Raw genomic sequence first — 15,720 nt, 5'->3', positions numbered from 1 at the left:
GCTCCGAGGGGACGACACGCGTCTCGGCCTCATCGCCGTACTGGGCGTAGGCGGCTCCCGCCATGCCGGACTGCTCGTGACCGAAGGGCACGGGCTCGCCCACGACGGGCTCCGGGTAGAAGGAGGTGGTCTCGGCGTCGGCCTGAGCCCTGATCTCTTCGGCGCGGTCGTACGATGCAGCGGAGGAAGCGGGGGTCACCGCGGGGGGCGGCGAAGCGAAGGTTCCGGGGTGTTCGCGCTCGGCCGCTTCGAAAGCGGCGAGGTCGGGATCCACGGGTGCGGCGGCCGGCGTGACGTCGCCACCGTCTGCCACGGTCTCGCCGGAGCCGGGAACATCCGCACCTGCGGCCGCGGCGGCATCCAGACCCGCGTTCGCGCTGCCGACGACGTCGTCAACGTCAGCCGGCTTCTCGGGCTGGGGAACGTCGGGGTCACTCATGGGGTGCGCCTCTCATCGGAATCGTGCATTGCGAGGGTACCTCCGCGCGAACGGACGCTCGCGGAGGCGTGCCGACGTGTCGGCATTCATGCGGATACGTCGTCCCAGGTCAGGGAAGAGCGGTGCGAAGCGCATCCCCGGCGAACTGGGCGAGCACGGGGACCATCGGAAGCGACAGCCACACGAGGGCGCCGATGACGCCGACGCACACGATGCCGGCGAACCAGCTCATCCCGAGGTTGCGACCCCCCACCCGTGCCATGACTCCACGCTAGGCCCGAAGCACCGATCCCCCGAGGAGCAACGCCGATATCCGGTGCGCGGCACCCGCTTCATCCTGCGGCGCGCCCCCGGAGTCGCCACAGCAGCCACAGCCCGGAGAGCGGCACGAGGAGGAATCCGAGGAGGATGAGGACGTGCCACTCCCCCACGCCGGGCACGAGCGGGTTGACGGCGGGGACCTCCGGGGGCGTCCCGGTCCCCGAGGAGCTCCCACCCGACTCCGACGAGGAGAAGGCCGTCAGCGTGGAGACCGTGAGGAACGAGATGCCGGTGACGACGAAGGGTACGACGATCGCGACCACCTTCTCCCACGTCCTCCAGAGCGAGCTCGCGCTCACGAGCGCGGCGCCGACGAACCAGCCGAGTACGGGCACGACGATCCCTCCGAAGCTCAACGTCAGCGCCGCAGCGATCGCGAACCCTCTCGTCGAGGTCGCCGGCGGACGCGGCACCGGGGGCGCGGCGACCGCGGGCGCGCCGATGATCGTCGGCCCGGACGGGACTTCCGCCTGAGCCCCATCGGCGATCGCGACAGGATCGCCGAGATCCGCGATGCGTGCCGCCGTCGCTTCGGCATCGAGCCCCTGCAGCTCCTCGAGGATGCCGGCACGGATGTCGCTCGCGACACCGTGCGGCAGGTTGCGCATGGCCTCGTCGAGCCGCGCGAGGTACTCGGTGCGGAGGCCGTCTGCGGTGAGCTCTGTCATGGTCGTCCCTCTCCGACGATGCCCGTGACGACACGGGCGAATGGTGTCCACTGGGCGCGGAAACGGTCCAACTGATCGATCCCGCTGCCGGTGAGCCGGTAGTACTTGCGCACCGGACCACTGTCGGAGGGCTGATCGAACGTGGTGACCCACCCGTTGTCCTTCAGCCTCCCGAGCAGCGGGTACAGCGTGCCGATGCTGGCGATCAGGCCCGCGCCGGTGAGCGCATCCGCCAGCTGCCAGCCGTACATCGGCTCGCGCGCGAGCAGGCCGAGCACGCAGTACTCGACCACTCCCTTGCGCATCTGAGCGCCGACATCAGCTGTCATGCAAGACAAGGTAGCATGCGAGACAAGAGAGCGTGAGGAGTCCGACCGTGCGGGCACCCGTGCCCACCGGATCACGACGCCGGCGGGCAGACCAGCGGCTCAGCCCTTCGTCGCTCCGGCCGTCAGACCGCCCACGATGTACTTCTGCAGGAACAGGAACAGGATCATCACCGGGATCGCGGCCATCACGGCCCCCGCCGAGAACGCCGACCAGTCCGCATACCGCGGGTTCGCGACGAGCTTCGTCAGACCGACCACGAGCGTCTGCTGATCGACGTCGACGAGCATGACGCTCGCGATGACGTACTCGTTGACGGTGCCGATGAACGAGAGCAGTCCGACCACCGCGAGGATCGGCGCGACCAGACGAAGGATGATCGTGAAGAAGATGCGTGCGTGACCGGCACCGTCGATGCGGGCAGCCTCGTCGATCTCCTTGGGGATCGTGTTGAAGAAGCCGTACATCAGGTAGGTGTTCACACCGAGCGCTCCACCGAGGTACACCAGGATCAGACCCGTGTGGGTGTTCAGACCGATGGCCGGGAACCAGTCCCCCAGGGTCGACATGAGGAGGAAGATCGCGACCACGGCGAGCAGCTGCGGGAACATCTGCACGACCACGATCGTCACGAGGCCCACGCGGCGCCCGGCGAACCTCATGCGCGAGAAGGCGTAGGCGGCGCACGCTCCGATGAAGACCGTGACCGCGCCGGTGACGACGGCGATCAGGAGCGTGTTGAGGAACCACGTGCCGTACGGGTTCTGCGGGTCGCTGAGGATGCGCACGTAGCTGTCGATCCCGATCGCGGAGAACAGCTGGTTCGAGCCCGTCAGCGTCCCCTTCGGGTTCAGCGAGGCCGAGACGACGTACAGCAGCGGGAACAGCGCGAACGCGCTCACGACGATCGCCACGAGGTGACGCCATCCGGTGTCGGCGAACCAGGCGCCGAAGCTGCGGCGGCGCGGAGCGAGGGTCTGCGCCTTCTCGGCGGGCCGGGTTGTGGCGGGACGCTCGGTGATGGGGCTGTCGGTGCTCATGTCAGTTCAGCTCCTCGAGGGCCTTGGTCTTGCGGAAGCTGATGATGGAGATCGTCGCGACCACGATGAAGATCAGGATCGTGAAGGCCGACGCCAGACCGTAGTCGCGGGTCTGACCCGTGAAGGCCACCTTGTAGACCATCGAGATCAGGATGTCGGTGTGGCCCACGGGGATGGACACATCGCTGAAGCGCGGCCCGCCCTTGGTGAGCATGTAGATCAGGTTGAAGTTGTTGAAGTTGAACGCGAACGACGAGATCAGCAGTGGCGCCACGGTCACGAGCAGCAGCGGCAGCTTGATGCGGCGGAAGACCTGCCACGGGTTCGCGCCGTCCATCACGGCGGCTTCGTTGACGTCCTCCGGGATGCCCTGCAGCGCCCCCATGCAGACCAGGAACATGTACGGGAACCCGAGCCACAGGTTCACCAGCAGCACCGACACCTTGGCGAGCGTGGGATCGGTCAGCCACGGGATCGCGGCCCCGCCGAAGATCACCTGGTTGATGAAGCCGAAGCTCTCGTTCATCATGCCCGCCCAGACCAGCGCGGACAGGAACGCGGGGAACGCGTACGGGAGGATCAGGATGATGCGGTAGCCGTTGCGGAAGCGCATACGGGTGTTGTTGAACACCAGCGCGAGCAGCAGACCGAGGAAGAACGTGGTCGCGACCGAGATCAGGGCGAACGCGAAGGTCCAGAGCGTCACCGAGATGAGCGGACCGCGGATGGAGGAGTCGGTGACAGCGCGCACGAAGTTGTCGAAACCGACCGTCGTCTGCCATCCGGGGAGGAGCTGCTCTCCGCCTTCGGCTGTGAACGCACCGTCACCGGTGTCCGAATAGACCGTGCCCGTGGTGGTATCGGTGATGGTGTCTGCGACCTCGTCGTATTCGAGAGTCGAGACGTAGAGGTAGCCCTTCTGCCCGTCGGGAGCGCGCAGGCTGCCCTCGTTGGGGTCGTCGCTGAACGGGACGGAGAGCTGCTCCAGCTCCTCCGACAGCGTGAAGACGGTGGCGAGGGGAAGCGTGGTCCACCCGTCGACCGCGACGGCCTTGTCACCTTCGAACTGCGCGTCGACCTCTGCGAGCGGCTGCTCCGCCGTGCCGAGGAGTGCATCGCCGGTGTCCGGGTCTGTCGCCAGCAGGCCGTAGGTGCCGAACTGCTCGACCACGGTGACGGGGTACGTCGGCGAGTCCTCGACCCGCTCCTGCGCCGAAGCGAGGAGCGAGGAGATCGCCTGGTCCTTGGTTCCGTTGTGGCCGGTGCCGTAGTTCGTGAAGCCGATGTACCCGGTGTAGAGCAGCGTGAAGACCTGGAACACGATCAGGAAGATGATGCCGGGCGTCAGGTACTTCGCCGCGATGCGCTTGCGGGAGAAGTAGATGTAGTTGACCAGGACCGCGACGACGACCACGATGCCAAGGATCAACCACTCCTGGTGCGCGAAGAGGACGAACGCGGCATACAGCGCGATCGCATCGACGACCGCCAGCAGGAGGATCTTCAGCAGCATCCAGCCGATCGGCCCTGCTGCAGCCTCGGCGATCTTGGCGGCCTGGCGCTGGCGCTTGGTCGGAGGAGCTGTGCGCTCTTCGGTGTCAGTCATGTCGTCCTCGTCATGATCCTGCCGGGGCGGGCGAAGGCGCCCACCCCGGCAGAGTCAGTGTCCTGGCTGTTACTTGATCGCGGCGGTCACGTCGTCGACGAGCTTCTGCCACGTCGTCGCCGGGTCCTCGCCGTTGATGATCGCGGCCTCGGCCACGCCCCAGTACTGCCAGACCGCACCCATGGCCGGGATGGCGGGCATCGGCACGGCGTCGGCACCGACGGCCTGGAAGCCGGCGATGATCGGGTCGGCGGCCGCGGTGTCGGCCGCAGCGGTGAGCGCGGGAAGCACGTTGCCGGCCTTGAACAGCTCGAGCTGCACGTCTTCGGTGCCGATGTAGTTCACGAGGAAGTCGTTCGCGGCGACCTTGTTCTTCGACTCGGAGCTCACGAAGAAGCCCTTCACTCCGGCGAACGGCGATGCGGTCTCACCGGTCGGGCTCGGGATCGGGTCGATCGCGACGTTGATGCCGGCGTCGGTGGCCGCACCCACGTTCCACGGACCGGTCAGCCAGAAGGCGGCGGTGCCGTCGAGGAACTGCTGCTTGGCGATCTCACCGTCGACATCGGTGTTGAGCACGCCGGCAGCGCCCTGCGCGCCCAGCCAGTCGGCGAAGGCGAAGCCGCCCTCGCTGCCGAGCTGGAGGTCGGTGGAGTCGTAGCTGCCGGTGTCGTCGGTGCCGAACACCGGGGCGCCGAACGCGGTCTGGAACGGGTACAGGTGGTACGGGTTGCCCTCGGTCCCCTGCTCGACGACGAACTTCCCCTTGGAGATCATGTCGTCGAAGCTGGTCGCGGGAGCCGGAACCAGGTCGGCGTTGCGGAGCACGGCGATGTTCTCCACGGCGTACGGGAGCATGTAGACGGTGCCGTCGTACGTCGCCGCCTGCAGCGCGACGGGGAGGTAGTCCTCGGAGCTGTCGCCCAGCTCGATCGGAGCGACCACGCCGTTCGTGGAGAGCTCGCCCAGCCAGTCGTGCGCGCCCATGACGATGTCGGGGCCCTTGCCGGTCGGGACCTGCTGGATGAAGTCGTCCTTCATGTCATCGACCGACTTGCCCGTGAGCTCGACCTTGACGCCGGTCTTCTCCTCGTAGGCATCTGCGGCGCCCTGAAGCGCGTCGACCCGCTCGGCGTCGACCCAGACGACCAGCGCACTGCTGTCGTCGGAGCCGGAGGTGTCGTCGTTGCTGGTCCCCGTGGAGCAGCCGGCAAGCGTCAGAGTCGAAACGATGGCGATCGCGCCCGCGGCGACGATGCCCCTCTTGTTCACCTTCATTGGTGTGCGCCTCTCTCAGTGCTGATCACCTGCAAGGACTGCAAGCGCTTACAGTATGCATCGAAATCAGGCGTGTTCGCAATGAGAGAGGCCGTCGATATCAACCCGTGATGCACCGAAATCCGCTTCACTCGGATGGAAACGCTTCCACGGGTCCGACGAAACCCGCTCCGTAGACTGTGGTCATGGCTGGTGGCACACTTCGCATCCGCAGGATCACGGCAGCGCTCGCGTTGGCGCTCACGGCGATCGCGCTGAGCGGGTGCACCGTGTTCGCCCCGAGCTATGGCGTCCTGGATCGAGAAGCCGAGCCGGAAGACGCCGTCCCGGACGCGGTGGCGGAGCAGGACTCCGGAGACGTCGCCGACCTGTCGTCGGCCCGCCTGGTGGGTGAACACTCCGGCAGCTCGATCTGGCTGCTGCGCGGCGTCGAACACGGAGCGGTATGCGTGCTCGCCTTCCCCGAGGATGGCGAGTGGGGCATGGCGTGCGGCGGAGAAGGCGCCCCCGTGGAGATGAGTGGTCCCACCGGGCACTTCGTGACCGTCCCCAACGACTACCCCACGCCGGACGGAGCCACCCGGGTCTCCGACAACGTCTACGCGCTGAGCCCCTGAGTAGGATGAAACCATGGCTGACAGCTCATTTGACATCGTCTCGAAGGTCGACCACCAGGAAGCGGAGAACGCTCTGAACCAGGCCCGCAAGGAGATCGAGCAGCGCTACGACTTCAAGGGCACCGGTGCGTCGATCGCCTGGAGCGGCGAGAGCATCCTCATCATCGCGAACACCGAGGAGCGCGCCAAGGCCGTGCTCGACGTGTTCCAGTCCAAGCTCATCAAGCGCGGCATCTCGCTGAAGAGCCTCGAGTCCGGCGACCCGTTCGCCAGCGGCAAGGAGTTCCGCATCGTCTCGACGCTCAAGGACGGCATCTCCTCCGAGAACGCGAAGAAGATCAACAAGATCATCCGGGACGAGGGCCCCAAGGGCGTGAAGAGCCAGATCCAGGGCGACGAGCTGCGCGTGCAGTCCAAGAGCCGCGACGACCTGCAGTCGGTCATCGCACTGTTGAAGGGCGCCGACCTCGATCTCGACCTGCAGTTCATCAACTACCGGTAAGCGTCGCGCTCGACGACGGAGGGGCCGGATGCGATCGCTTCCGGCCCCTCCGTCGTGATTTCTGGACTGCGTGCCAGATTGTTGAATTGCATACCAATATATGGGTTTCCGTACCCAAGACTGGGAAGCGGTCGACTCGACCGACGACGCGAACGCCGCGTGACGCACTGCCGTCGTAGGGCTGCGCGATTTCGGTATTGCGAGCTTGCCCTCGTGGGGACGAGGCCGCGGCAGTTCCATGCGCTCGCGTCTTCGGTGGCCGGCGGATGCTGAGCATCCGCCGGCCACGGAAACCGCGAGCGGGCGACCACACGTAAGAAGAGCCCACCGGGGCCCGCGCTGCGCGCCCCCACGCGGACCGCGGACTCCGGTGGGGGATATTGGCATCCGAAGCGACTTCATGATGTAGTTGCCCTCCCGGGCGAATCATGGGGCGCTCGGGATCAGAAGGGCAACTGGGGGCGGATCCATGGGGAGTACCGGATCGACGAACATCGGCGAGAGCAAGCAGCTCCTGGCCGAAGAAGTCTTCCACCACATCGGCGGACAGATCATCGACGGCACGTTGGCCGCGGGTGAGCGCATCCGTGACGTCGACGTGGCGGAGGAGCTGCACGTGTCACGGACACCGGTGCGGGAGGCGCTCCAGCGACTGGAACGCCTCGGGATGGTGACGATGTATCCGAGCCGGTACACGGAGGTGACGGCGGTGACCCCGGAGACCGTGGCGCAGTCGCTCGAGTTCGCCGGCTACCAGGCGGGCATCGCCGCGAGACTGGCCGTACCGAGGATCACGATGGCCCAGCGCGAGCACGTCGTCGCCCTGGTCGAGGGCTTGCACGCATCACTCGAGGACGGCACCGAGACGTCGAACGCGCGCTGGGCGGTGTTCTCCTACCTCGGCGATCACAGCGGCAACTCGCAGCATCGCACGCTGATCGACGACGCGAGCATGGTGCTGTTCCGCAACCTCCGCGATTGGGTGGTGCCGCCGTCGGATCGCGCACGCATGGGTCAGGTGTACTCCGACTTCGGCGATGCCGTTCGAAGTGCGGACGGCGACACCGCAGAGCGCCTCGTCCGGGCGATGTACTACCTGTGAGAGCTCACTGCACCGCTCGCCATGCGGTGACCCACCGGTCCAGCCGCCGATAGGCGTCCTCCCGTGCCTCGTGCCGGGAGAGGAACACATCGTGCAGGGCACCGTCGATGCGCTCCACGGTGACGCTGGGTCCGAGACGGAGTGCCGCACGGGCGATGTCGTCGACGACCAGCACGGAATCGGCTGAGGTGAGGTCCTCCGACCATCGCGTCGGGGGCACGAATCTCGCGGAGAGCAGCACGCACACCGGCGCCGTGATGGACAGGCCCGATGCCACGGCCTTGTGCCCCGACAGGATGGCGTGCAGCCACCCCGCGTACACGGCCATGGTCTGCGCCGGGCGCCAGACCGGGTTCACCTCCATCGGGTCGTCAGGGTCGGCCACCTCCTGCTGTGCTCGCGTGTAGAAGCCGAGGTCGACCTGCGGTGCCACCTCCATCGGACGGATCCTCGCCTGCAGTTCGACCATCGGGGCGATCGCCGCTCTCGCCGGGGCGAACTGGAACTCCAGCCAGGGACTGTTGAGGATCACCGCGTCGGCCGCTCCCGGATGCCGAGACGCCCACAGGCTCAGTGTCAGACCGCCGGTGGAGTGTCCGAGCAGGATCAGGCGCCGGTCGGATTCGACGCCTCCTTCCCCACGCCCCGTGGCGTCCAGTGCCGCAGCGATGTCCTCGTCGTAGATCGCGAGATCGGCGATGTATCCCGGCGTCTGCCTGTCGCGGAGGCTGCGGCCGTACTTGCGCAGATCGAGCGCGAAGAAACGGGCGCCCCGCGTGGTCCAGAAGCGGGCGAGACGCTTCTGGAAGAAGTAGTCGGACCAGCCGTGCACGTACAGCACATCGACTCCGTCGAGGAGCGGACGGTGTCCGCGCACCCTTTCCCAGAGGCCCGGCTCTGTCGGCAGCGCGCGCACCAGGGTGGCCACGACCGGACCCTGATCGTCGACACCGAGGTCGAGAGTGCGCTGCTGGAACTCGTCACCGAGCACATCGGGAATCCAGTCGGCCATGCATTCCTCCCCCGTTCACGCCAGGCTAGCGGAGCATGCCGAAGGGACGGGGAGGCCCGACCGAGGCGGCGTTACTCGCCGCGGGAGACGCGGACCATCTCGTCGCGCGGGACCACCTTGACGCGGGCCCGCTCCTCAGGCGCGCCGAGAGCGATCTCGTGCTCGTCGAGGCGGTGCCATCCGTCCAGATCGGTCCAGCGCACACCGCGCTCCTGCAGGAGCTCGACGATGGCCTCCTCGGAGGGGTCCTCCGGGTGCCACCAGGAGCCCTGGTCATTGATGATGTGGCGCACGGTCTCCATCGCATCGGACTTGGTGTGCCCGATCAGACCCACCGGCCCGCGCTTGATCCACCCCGTGGCGTAGATGCCGGGGACGCGCTCGTTCGAGTCCTTCGCGAGCACCTGGCCCTCACGGTTGGGGATCACGCCGTGCTTCTTGTCGAACGGGACGCCGGGAAGGGGCGAGCCGAAGTAGCCGATGGCGCGGTACAGGGCCTGCAAGGGCACCTCGCGCAGCTCACCGGTGCCGATCGCCCCGCCCTGGCCGTCGGGCTGGGTGCGCTCGTAGACGAGCGCCGCGACGCGACCGTTCTCGTCCTTGCGGACCTCGACCGGCTTCGCCCAGAAGTGCAGGTGCAGGCGTCGCGAGGCCGTGCCGCCGGCGTTGTTCACCGAATCGCGCTTGCGCCACGACTGCAGGATGCGGTCGATGACCATGACCTGCTTGTTGCTGGCGACGGCATCCTTCGCCGCATCGTCGTAGTCGAAGTCCTCGTCGTAGACGACCATGTCGACGTCCCGCAGTTCGCCGAGCTCGCGCAGCTCGAGCGGCGTGAACTTCACCTGCGCCGGCCCACGGCGGCCGAACACGTGCACGTCGGTGATCTCGCTGGCCTTGAGGCCCTCGTAGACGTTCGACGGCACCTCGGTGACCAGCAGATCCTCCGCGTGCTTGGCCAGCATGCGTGCGACATCGAGCGCCACGTTGCCGTTGCCCAGCACACCGACGGATGCCGCATCCAGCGGCCATTCGCGCGGAACGTCAGGGTGTCCGTCGAACCAGCTGACGTAGTCGGCCGCTCCGTAGGAGGCGACAGCGTCGATGCCGGGGATGTCCAGAGACGTGTCGCGGATGGCACCCGTGGCGAAGATCACCGCGTTGTAGTGCTTCTTCAGGTCTTCGAGGGTGATGTCCTCGCCGAAGCGCACGTTGCCGAACAGGCGGATGTCACCGCGGTCGAGAACGTCGCGCAGGGCCGTGATGATCCCCTTGATGCGCGGGTGGTCGGGGGCCACACCGTAGCGCACCAGACCGTAGGGCGCGGGAAGCTGCTCGAACAGATCGATCGAGACGTCGAACTTGCGCTCCGCCTTCAGCAGGATGTCCGCGGCGTAGATGCCGGCGGGGCCTGCACCGACGATGGCCAGTCTGAGCTTGGTCATGGGAGGTCCTTTCGTATGCCGTCGCAACAGGCGCGCGACCCGACGGGCCGCCCGCGCGGATTCAGCTGGAGCGTTCGGCGAGGGTCTCTGCGAAGCGGGTCAGTGCCTCGCGCACGGTCCCCCGCGGCAGGCGCGTGAGGGCATCGATCGCATCCTGTGTCCAGGCGTGCGCGAGCTCGAGGGTCTTCTGCGTGACCGCGTGATCGCGCAGCTCATCCAGCGGGCCGTCGAGGATCGCGGAGTCCGCGCCGTCGGCGATCAGGGCCACACCGTCGTCGATGCGCGCCGCGAGATCGACCGCACCCGCGTCGTCCTCCGCTTTCAACAGGAGGTAGGGCATGGTCGGAACGCCGGCGCGCAGGTCGGTGCCCGGCACCTTGCCGGTCTCCTCGGGCTTCGCCGAGAGGTCGATCACATCGTCGAGCAGCTGGAACGCCACGCCGATCTTCTCGCCGTACACGCGCAGCGGCTCCTCGTACTCCGACGGAGCGTTCGAGAAGATCACACCGCCCTGCGTGGCCGCGGCGATCAGCGAACCCGTCTTGTCGGCGAGCACCTGGATGTAGAACTCGATCGGGTCGTCGCCCTCCTGCGGGCCCAGGGTCTCGTGCATCTGACCGAGGACGAGCCGCTCGAAGGTGTCGGCCTGAAGACGGATCGCGCGCTCACCGAGTCGGGACATCAACTGGCTGGCACGGGAGAACAGGATGTCGCCCGTGAGGATCGCGATGTTGTTGCCCCACACGGCGTGGGCAGCCGGTACCCCGCGACGGCGATCGGCTCCGTCCATCACATCGTCGTGATAGAGCGATCCGAGATGCGTGATCTCGAGCGCCTTCGCGACGTCGATGACCTGGGTGGTGTTGCCGTCGCCGAGCTGGGCGGCGAGGAGGGTGAGCACGGGGCGGATGCGCTTGCCACCTGCCTCGTACAGATAGCGACTCGCGGCATCGGCCAGAGGGTCGGCGACACGGACGTCGTCGGCCAGACCGGTCTCGACGAGTTCCAGCCCGTCCTCGATGGCGCGGGCGACGCGGCGGGCGGCGGGGCCGATGAAGACGCGATCGCTGAAGCCGAGACGGCTCGCCAGTCGCGAACCCGGGGCGATGGGGCTCGAAGTCACGTTCTCAGCCTACCTTCGTCCGATGTCACGGTTTCGCCCGGACGGTTCACTCCGGCTTGCGCGCTCTGTGCAGGGCCACGATGCCGAACGAGAGATTGCGGTACGCGACCTCGCTCCAGCCCGCCTCACGGATCCACGCGGAGAGCCGCTTCTGATCGGGCCACTCCCTGATCGACTCGTTCAGATAGTCGTAGGCATCGCCGTTGGTGCCGGCCACGCGGGCGACACGGGGCAGCACCTGCGCGTTGTAGAACCTGTATGCGCTGCGGAAGAGCTTCCCCGGCGGCGTCGAGAACTCGTTGATCACGAGCCGGCCCCCGGGCTTCGTGACCCGATACAGCTCGCGAAGCGCCTTCTTCGGATCGTTCACGTTGCGCAGCGCGTAAGACATGGTGACCGCGTCGAACGAGGCGTCGGGGAACGGTAGATCGGTGGCATCGGCCTGCACGAACGACAGGTTGCGCATCGCGCCGTGCCGCCGCTCCCCCTCGGCGAGCATCCCCGGGGAGAAGTCGGCTGCGACCACCTCGGCGCCGCTGCGCGCGAGGGAGGCCGACGACGATGCCGTTCCGGCACCGAGGTCGAGGATGCGCTCACCCGGCTTCGGAGCCACGGCTCGCGTGGTGGCTGCACGCCAGAGCACGTCGTTGCCGAACGTCATGGCGGTGTTCGTGCGGTCGTAGCCCGCGGCGACCTGGTCGAACATGCCGCTGACGCGGGCGGGGTCCTTGCCGAGATCGGCGCGGTTCTTCTCGTTCGAGGTCACGAGTCCAGTCTAGGCGGGAGGCCCAGCGCTTCGAGGCGGTCGAGCCAGGGGTCGACGGTGGCGTCGTCGAACGGGGCGACCTGCGCACGCACCCGCGCCTCGAGGTCGAGGGCCAGGGATTCGAGATGGGCCATGACGTCCGCGGGATACCCGTAGCGCACACTGTGCTCGGCCCACTCGTCGCGGTCGTCGACCCAGGTGCCGCGCTCGCCCGCGACCCGCACCACGTCGAGGTCCATGTCGATCCCGGTCACGAGGAGCGGATCGTCGGACCAGTGGATGTCCCACCCCAGGTCGATGTAGATGCGCATGCCCCTGCGGTGACGGCGGTTGACGGTCACGGCATGGTCGCCCTCGGCCGGAACCAGGGTGACGTTCGGACCCCCGGCGTGGAACTCCGCGCCCGGTCGCACACTGTGCCACCCCACGGGCTGTCCGAGCCAATCGCCCCACCGGTCGGCACCGAGATACACGCACTCGTGCCGCCAGTGCGGCGAGCCGTCCCACTTGCGCCACTGGAAGACCATCTCGGTGCCGGGTGCGGGGCGTGCATCGCTCATCCGCTCACCCTACGGCCACGCGGATCCCTGTCGTCTGAGCGGCATAGGCTGGATGCGTGCACACCCCCCACCTGGTCGTGGAGACCCGAGAGATCGACCCGGTCGAAGACCTCCTGGCGTACGCCGACCCCGCCCGTCCTCTGGCCTGGTTGCGGCGCGGAGACGGGATCGTCGCCGTCGGCCAGACCCTCAGCGAGATCCGGCCTCCCGCACATGCGGAAGCGTCACGCGTCACGTCGCTCGCGAGCGCCTGGCGGGACATGGCCGCACATGCCGAGGTGTCCGACCCGATGGAGCTTCCCGGCACCGGGCTCGTCGCCTTCGGGACCATCGCATTCGATGAGGATTCGACAGCCGACAGCGTGCTGGTGATCCCGACGCAGGTGATCGGACGACACGGCGACCGCTTCTGGCGCACCACGATCCGCTTCGCCGGCGCCGCGCAGGCAGGTGCGCCGGAGCATCAGGTCGACCTGGTCACGCAGCCCTATGGACCGCACTGGGCCGGCACGGTGGGTCCGGGGGCCCAGACGCCTCAGGGCTACCAGGACTCGGTGCGCCGCGCCCTCACCCGCATCGCCGACGGCGAGGTGAGCAAGGTCGTGCTCGCACGCGACCTCACCGGCAGCATCCCCGCCGGATCGGACCTGCGGCGTCTGGTGCGCGCCCTGTCGACCGGCTACCCCGACACCTGGGCCTTCGCCGTCGACGGCTTGCTCGGCGCGAGCCCGGAGACGCTCGTGACCGTGCACGGGGGCACGGTGACCGCGCGGGTGCTGGCGGGCACGATCGGCCGCGGAGCCGATGCGGATGCCGATACCGCCGCGTCAGCTCATCTCGCGTCGAGCGTGAAGGATCTCGACGAGCACCAGTACGCCGTGCAGAGCGTGCTCGCCTCGCTGCGCGCCCACACCAGGGCTCTGGCGGCGAGCGAGCAGCCCTTCCTGCTGAAGCTCCCCAACCTGTTCCATCTGGCCACCGATGTCGAAGGCGAGCTCGCGTCCGGCGAGACGGCACTCGACCTCGTCCGCGCGCTGCACCCGACTGCGGCTGTGGCCGGCACCCCGACACCCGCGGCGATCGCGGCGATCCGCGAGCTCGAGCCCTTCGATCGCGGGCGCTACGCGGGCCCCGTCGGCTGGGTGGACGCCGCAGGCAACGGCGAGTGGGCGATCGCGCTCCGCTGCGCCCAGTTCACCGAACGGGCGGGAGAGATCGGCGTGACCGCATACGCGGGCGCCGGTATCGTCGCCGGCTCCGATCCCGAGAGCGAACTGCTCGAGACGCGCGTGAAGTTCCGTCCGCTGGTCGACGCGCTGGCCTGACCGCGGCGCACGCTCAGCTGGCGGCGAGGCGCTTCTTCTCGGCCTCGACGTCGAAGTCGGCACTCGGCCACTGCGGATCGATGTCCTCCAGTGCCGCGAGCAGCAGCTCCTGCACCGCGAGTCGCGCGTACCATTTCGCATTCGCCGGGATCACGAACCACGGGGCCGCGTCGGTCGACGTGCGGTCGAAGACGGTCTGATACGCGTCCATGTACTGCGGCCAGAGCATCCGCTCGTCCACATCACCCGGGTTGTACTTCCAGTACTTGTCCGGACGTTCGAGGCGCTCCATCAGCCGCGCCTTCTGCTCTTCGGGCGAGATGTGCAGCATGACCTTCACGATCCGGGTACCCGATGCCGCGACGCGCGCCTCGAACTCGTTGATGGCGTCGTAGCGGCGCTCGATCTCCGCGGGCGGGGCGAGTTCGCGCACGCGCCCGATCAGCACATCCTCGTAGTGCGAGCGATCGAACACCCCGATGAACCCCGGCTCCGGCAGACGCTTCTCGACACGCCAGAGGAAGTCGTGCGCGCGCTCCTCGGCCGTCGGCGCCTTGAATGCGGCGAGCGCGACGCCCTGCGGATCGACACCGCCGACAACGTGCCGCACGATGCCGCCCTTGCCCGCGGAGTCCATCGCCTGCAGCACCAGGAGAACGGCGTCCTTCGCCACGCCGACGCGGCTCTCGGCGAACAGCCGTTCCTGCAGCACGTTGAGGTCCGCCAGGCCTGCCGCGAGGTCGGAGACCCCGTGCGACTTGCCGTGGTCGTAGCCGGGCTTGACATCGGGGTCGACATCGGCGAGACGGAATCCCTCGCCGACTCGCAGCTTCTGCGTCCAGGTGTGCGCGTTCATACGCACATCCTGCCAGTCAACGCGCCAGCGGCACCTCGATGATCTGACGGCCGCCGCGCGGCGAGGTCAGCGCCTGATCGAGTGCCGTGCGGGTGGTGACGCGCTGGTACTCCCAGCCGTAGGCGAGGGCGAGGTGTTCGAGGCGGACGGTGTGCGGCGTGTAGAAGGCCCGGTCGAGGTCGCCCGGCCGCGCGGAGGATGCGACCTCGAGGGCATCGAAGATCGTGCCGCCGCCGTCGTTCCCGACGATGACCTGCAGCCGAGGCTCCGTCTCGTCCGGCGGCAGCAGCAGAGCGCCGACATCGTGCAGGAAGGCCAGATCGCCCAGCAGCACACGGGTGATCCCTGGTGCTCCGGCCGCCTGACTGGAGATCGCGACACCTGTCGCGGTGGCTATCGTGCCGTCGATGCCGGCGAGACCGCGGTTGGCGTGGACGGGGACCTTCTTGCCGCCGAGCACCTGATCGGCGACGCGCACCAGGCGCGAGGATCCGAACACCAGGCGATCGTGCGGCCAGGTGGCGCGCCACACGGCATCGACGAGGAGCTCGCGATCGAGCGGGCGGCGGACCGCGTCGAGCTCGGCCTTCACCGCTTCTCTGCGCGCAGCGAAGTCGGCGGATGCCAGCGCCTCCGGGTCGGGGGCGTGCTCGCTCAGGTCCACGACCTCAGCGGCGGACGCGCGCATCCACTCGCCGAGCCAGTCGCGATCGGCCGCCCCCCGGGCGACCGC

The 15,720-nt window shown here is 68.1% G+C and carries 17 protein-coding genes and 1 pseudogene; 4 read left to right on the top strand and 14 right to left on the bottom strand.

The window, feature by feature from the left end; all coding sequences use genetic code 11:
• The 7 genes and pseudogenes from DSP71_RS21920 to DSP71_RS03760 form a co-directional block, all read right to left on the bottom strand.
• A pseudogene (locus tag DSP71_RS21920) lies at positions 1 to 439 on the bottom strand (ABC transporter); the annotation flags it as partial.
• 109 nt (positions 440 to 548) lie between these two features.
• A complete protein-coding gene (locus tag DSP71_RS21915; protein ID WP_164734115.1) occupies positions 549 to 701 on the bottom strand; it encodes a hypothetical protein in 153 nt (50 codons plus the stop codon).
• A gap of 70 nt (positions 702 to 771) precedes the next feature.
• Positions 772 to 1,428: an HAAS signaling domain-containing protein gene (locus DSP71_RS03780; RefSeq protein WP_113680393.1), complete on the bottom strand. Its 657-nt coding sequence runs from the start codon at positions 1,426 to 1,428 to the stop codon at positions 772 to 774.
• Entirely contained in the window at positions 1,425 to 1,757 is a 333-nt protein-coding gene (locus DSP71_RS03775; protein WP_046747805.1) for a PadR family transcriptional regulator, read from the bottom strand. Before DSP71_RS03775 ends, DSP71_RS03780 begins: the two co-directional genes overlap by 4 nt.
• 99 nt (positions 1,758 to 1,856) lie before the next feature.
• Complete coding sequence (locus DSP71_RS03770; protein ID WP_218867295.1) at positions 1,857 to 2,795, bottom strand: sugar ABC transporter permease; 939 nt, start codon at positions 2,793 to 2,795, stop codon at positions 1,857 to 1,859.
• A gap of 1 nt (position 2,796) precedes the next feature.
• The gene (locus tag DSP71_RS03765; RefSeq protein ID WP_113680392.1) at positions 2,797 to 4,401 is read right to left on the bottom strand and encodes an ABC transporter permease subunit; all 1,605 of its coding nucleotides are present in this window, start codon (positions 4,399 to 4,401) and stop codon (positions 2,797 to 2,799) included.
• A 69-nt stretch (positions 4,402 to 4,470) separates the two neighbouring features.
• Positions 4,471 to 5,679, bottom strand: coding sequence for a maltose ABC transporter substrate-binding protein (locus DSP71_RS03760; RefSeq protein ID WP_046747802.1), 1,209 nt, complete (start codon positions 5,677 to 5,679; stop codon positions 4,471 to 4,473).
• A 185-nt stretch (positions 5,680 to 5,864) separates the two neighbouring features.
• Here DSP71_RS03760 and DSP71_RS03755 point away from each other — a divergent pair, with 185 nt between their 5' ends.
• The 3 genes from DSP71_RS03755 to DSP71_RS03745 all read left to right on the top strand — a co-directional run bounded on the left by DSP71_RS03755 (position 5,865) and on the right by DSP71_RS03745 (position 7,900).
• Positions 5,865 to 6,296 carry a hypothetical protein gene (locus tag DSP71_RS03755; RefSeq protein WP_113680391.1) on the top strand — a complete coding sequence of 144 codons (432 nt, stop codon included), beginning with the start codon at positions 5,865 to 5,867 and terminating at the stop codon, positions 6,294 to 6,296.
• Between the two features lie 13 nt (positions 6,297 to 6,309).
• Positions 6,310 to 6,798, top strand: coding sequence for a YajQ family cyclic di-GMP-binding protein (locus DSP71_RS03750; protein ID WP_017829222.1), 489 nt, complete (start codon positions 6,310 to 6,312; stop codon positions 6,796 to 6,798).
• Positions 6,799 to 7,267: 469 nt separating this feature from the next.
• A complete protein-coding gene (locus DSP71_RS03745) occupies positions 7,268 to 7,900 on the top strand; it encodes a GntR family transcriptional regulator (protein ID WP_046747800.1) in 633 nt (210 codons plus the stop codon).
• A gap of 4 nt (positions 7,901 to 7,904) precedes the next feature.
• Here DSP71_RS03745 and DSP71_RS03740 read toward each other — a convergent pair whose 3' ends face one another.
• The 5 genes from DSP71_RS03740 to DSP71_RS03720 all read right to left on the bottom strand — a co-directional run bounded on the left by DSP71_RS03740 (position 7,905) and on the right by DSP71_RS03720 (position 12,806).
• The gene (locus tag DSP71_RS03740; protein WP_113680390.1) at positions 7,905 to 8,912 is read right to left on the bottom strand and encodes an alpha/beta hydrolase; all 1,008 of its coding nucleotides are present in this window, start codon (positions 8,910 to 8,912) and stop codon (positions 7,905 to 7,907) included.
• A gap of 71 nt (positions 8,913 to 8,983) precedes the next feature.
• Positions 8,984 to 10,357 (bottom strand): FAD-dependent oxidoreductase, encoded by a 1,374-nt coding sequence (locus tag DSP71_RS03735; RefSeq protein ID WP_046747798.1) that lies wholly within the window; start codon positions 10,355 to 10,357, stop codon positions 8,984 to 8,986.
• Positions 10,358 to 10,418: 61 nt separating this feature from the next.
• Complete coding sequence (locus DSP71_RS03730; protein ID WP_061016898.1) at positions 10,419 to 11,480, bottom strand: polyprenyl synthetase family protein; 1,062 nt, start codon at positions 11,478 to 11,480, stop codon at positions 10,419 to 10,421.
• 46 nt (positions 11,481 to 11,526) lie between these two features.
• The gene (locus DSP71_RS03725; protein ID WP_058632562.1) at positions 11,527 to 12,246 is read right to left on the bottom strand and encodes a class I SAM-dependent methyltransferase; all 720 of its coding nucleotides are present in this window, start codon (positions 12,244 to 12,246) and stop codon (positions 11,527 to 11,529) included.
• Positions 12,243 to 12,806 (bottom strand): DUF402 domain-containing protein, encoded by a 564-nt coding sequence (locus DSP71_RS03720; RefSeq protein WP_113680389.1) that lies wholly within the window; start codon positions 12,804 to 12,806, stop codon positions 12,243 to 12,245. The genes DSP71_RS03725 and DSP71_RS03720 overlap by 4 nt, the downstream gene beginning before the upstream one ends.
• Positions 12,807 to 12,862: 56 nt before the next feature.
• Here DSP71_RS03720 and DSP71_RS03715 point away from each other — a divergent pair, with 56 nt between their 5' ends.
• Positions 12,863 to 14,131, top strand: a complete 1,269-nt coding sequence (locus DSP71_RS03715; protein ID WP_113680388.1) for an isochorismate synthase MenF — start codon at positions 12,863 to 12,865, stop codon at positions 14,129 to 14,131.
• Positions 14,132 to 14,144: 13 nt separating this feature from the next.
• Here DSP71_RS03715 and DSP71_RS03710 read toward each other — a convergent pair whose 3' ends face one another.
• Complete coding sequence (locus DSP71_RS03710) at positions 14,145 to 14,987, bottom strand: polyphosphate kinase 2 family protein (RefSeq protein WP_113680387.1); 843 nt, start codon at positions 14,985 to 14,987, stop codon at positions 14,145 to 14,147.
• Positions 14,988 to 15,003: 16 nt separating this feature from the next.
• A partial coding sequence (locus DSP71_RS03705) for a thiamine pyrophosphate-binding protein (RefSeq protein WP_309472604.1) occupies positions 15,004 to 15,720 on the bottom strand: 717 nt, incomplete at its 5' end.

The organism is Microbacterium sp. H6 (assembly GCF_003314775.1).
GTDB lineage: Bacteria > Actinomycetota > Actinomycetes > Actinomycetales > Microbacteriaceae > Microbacterium > Microbacterium oxydans.
The sequence above is the reverse complement of the archived record's forward strand: the minus strand, read 5'-3'. Positions and strand labels throughout refer to the sequence as shown.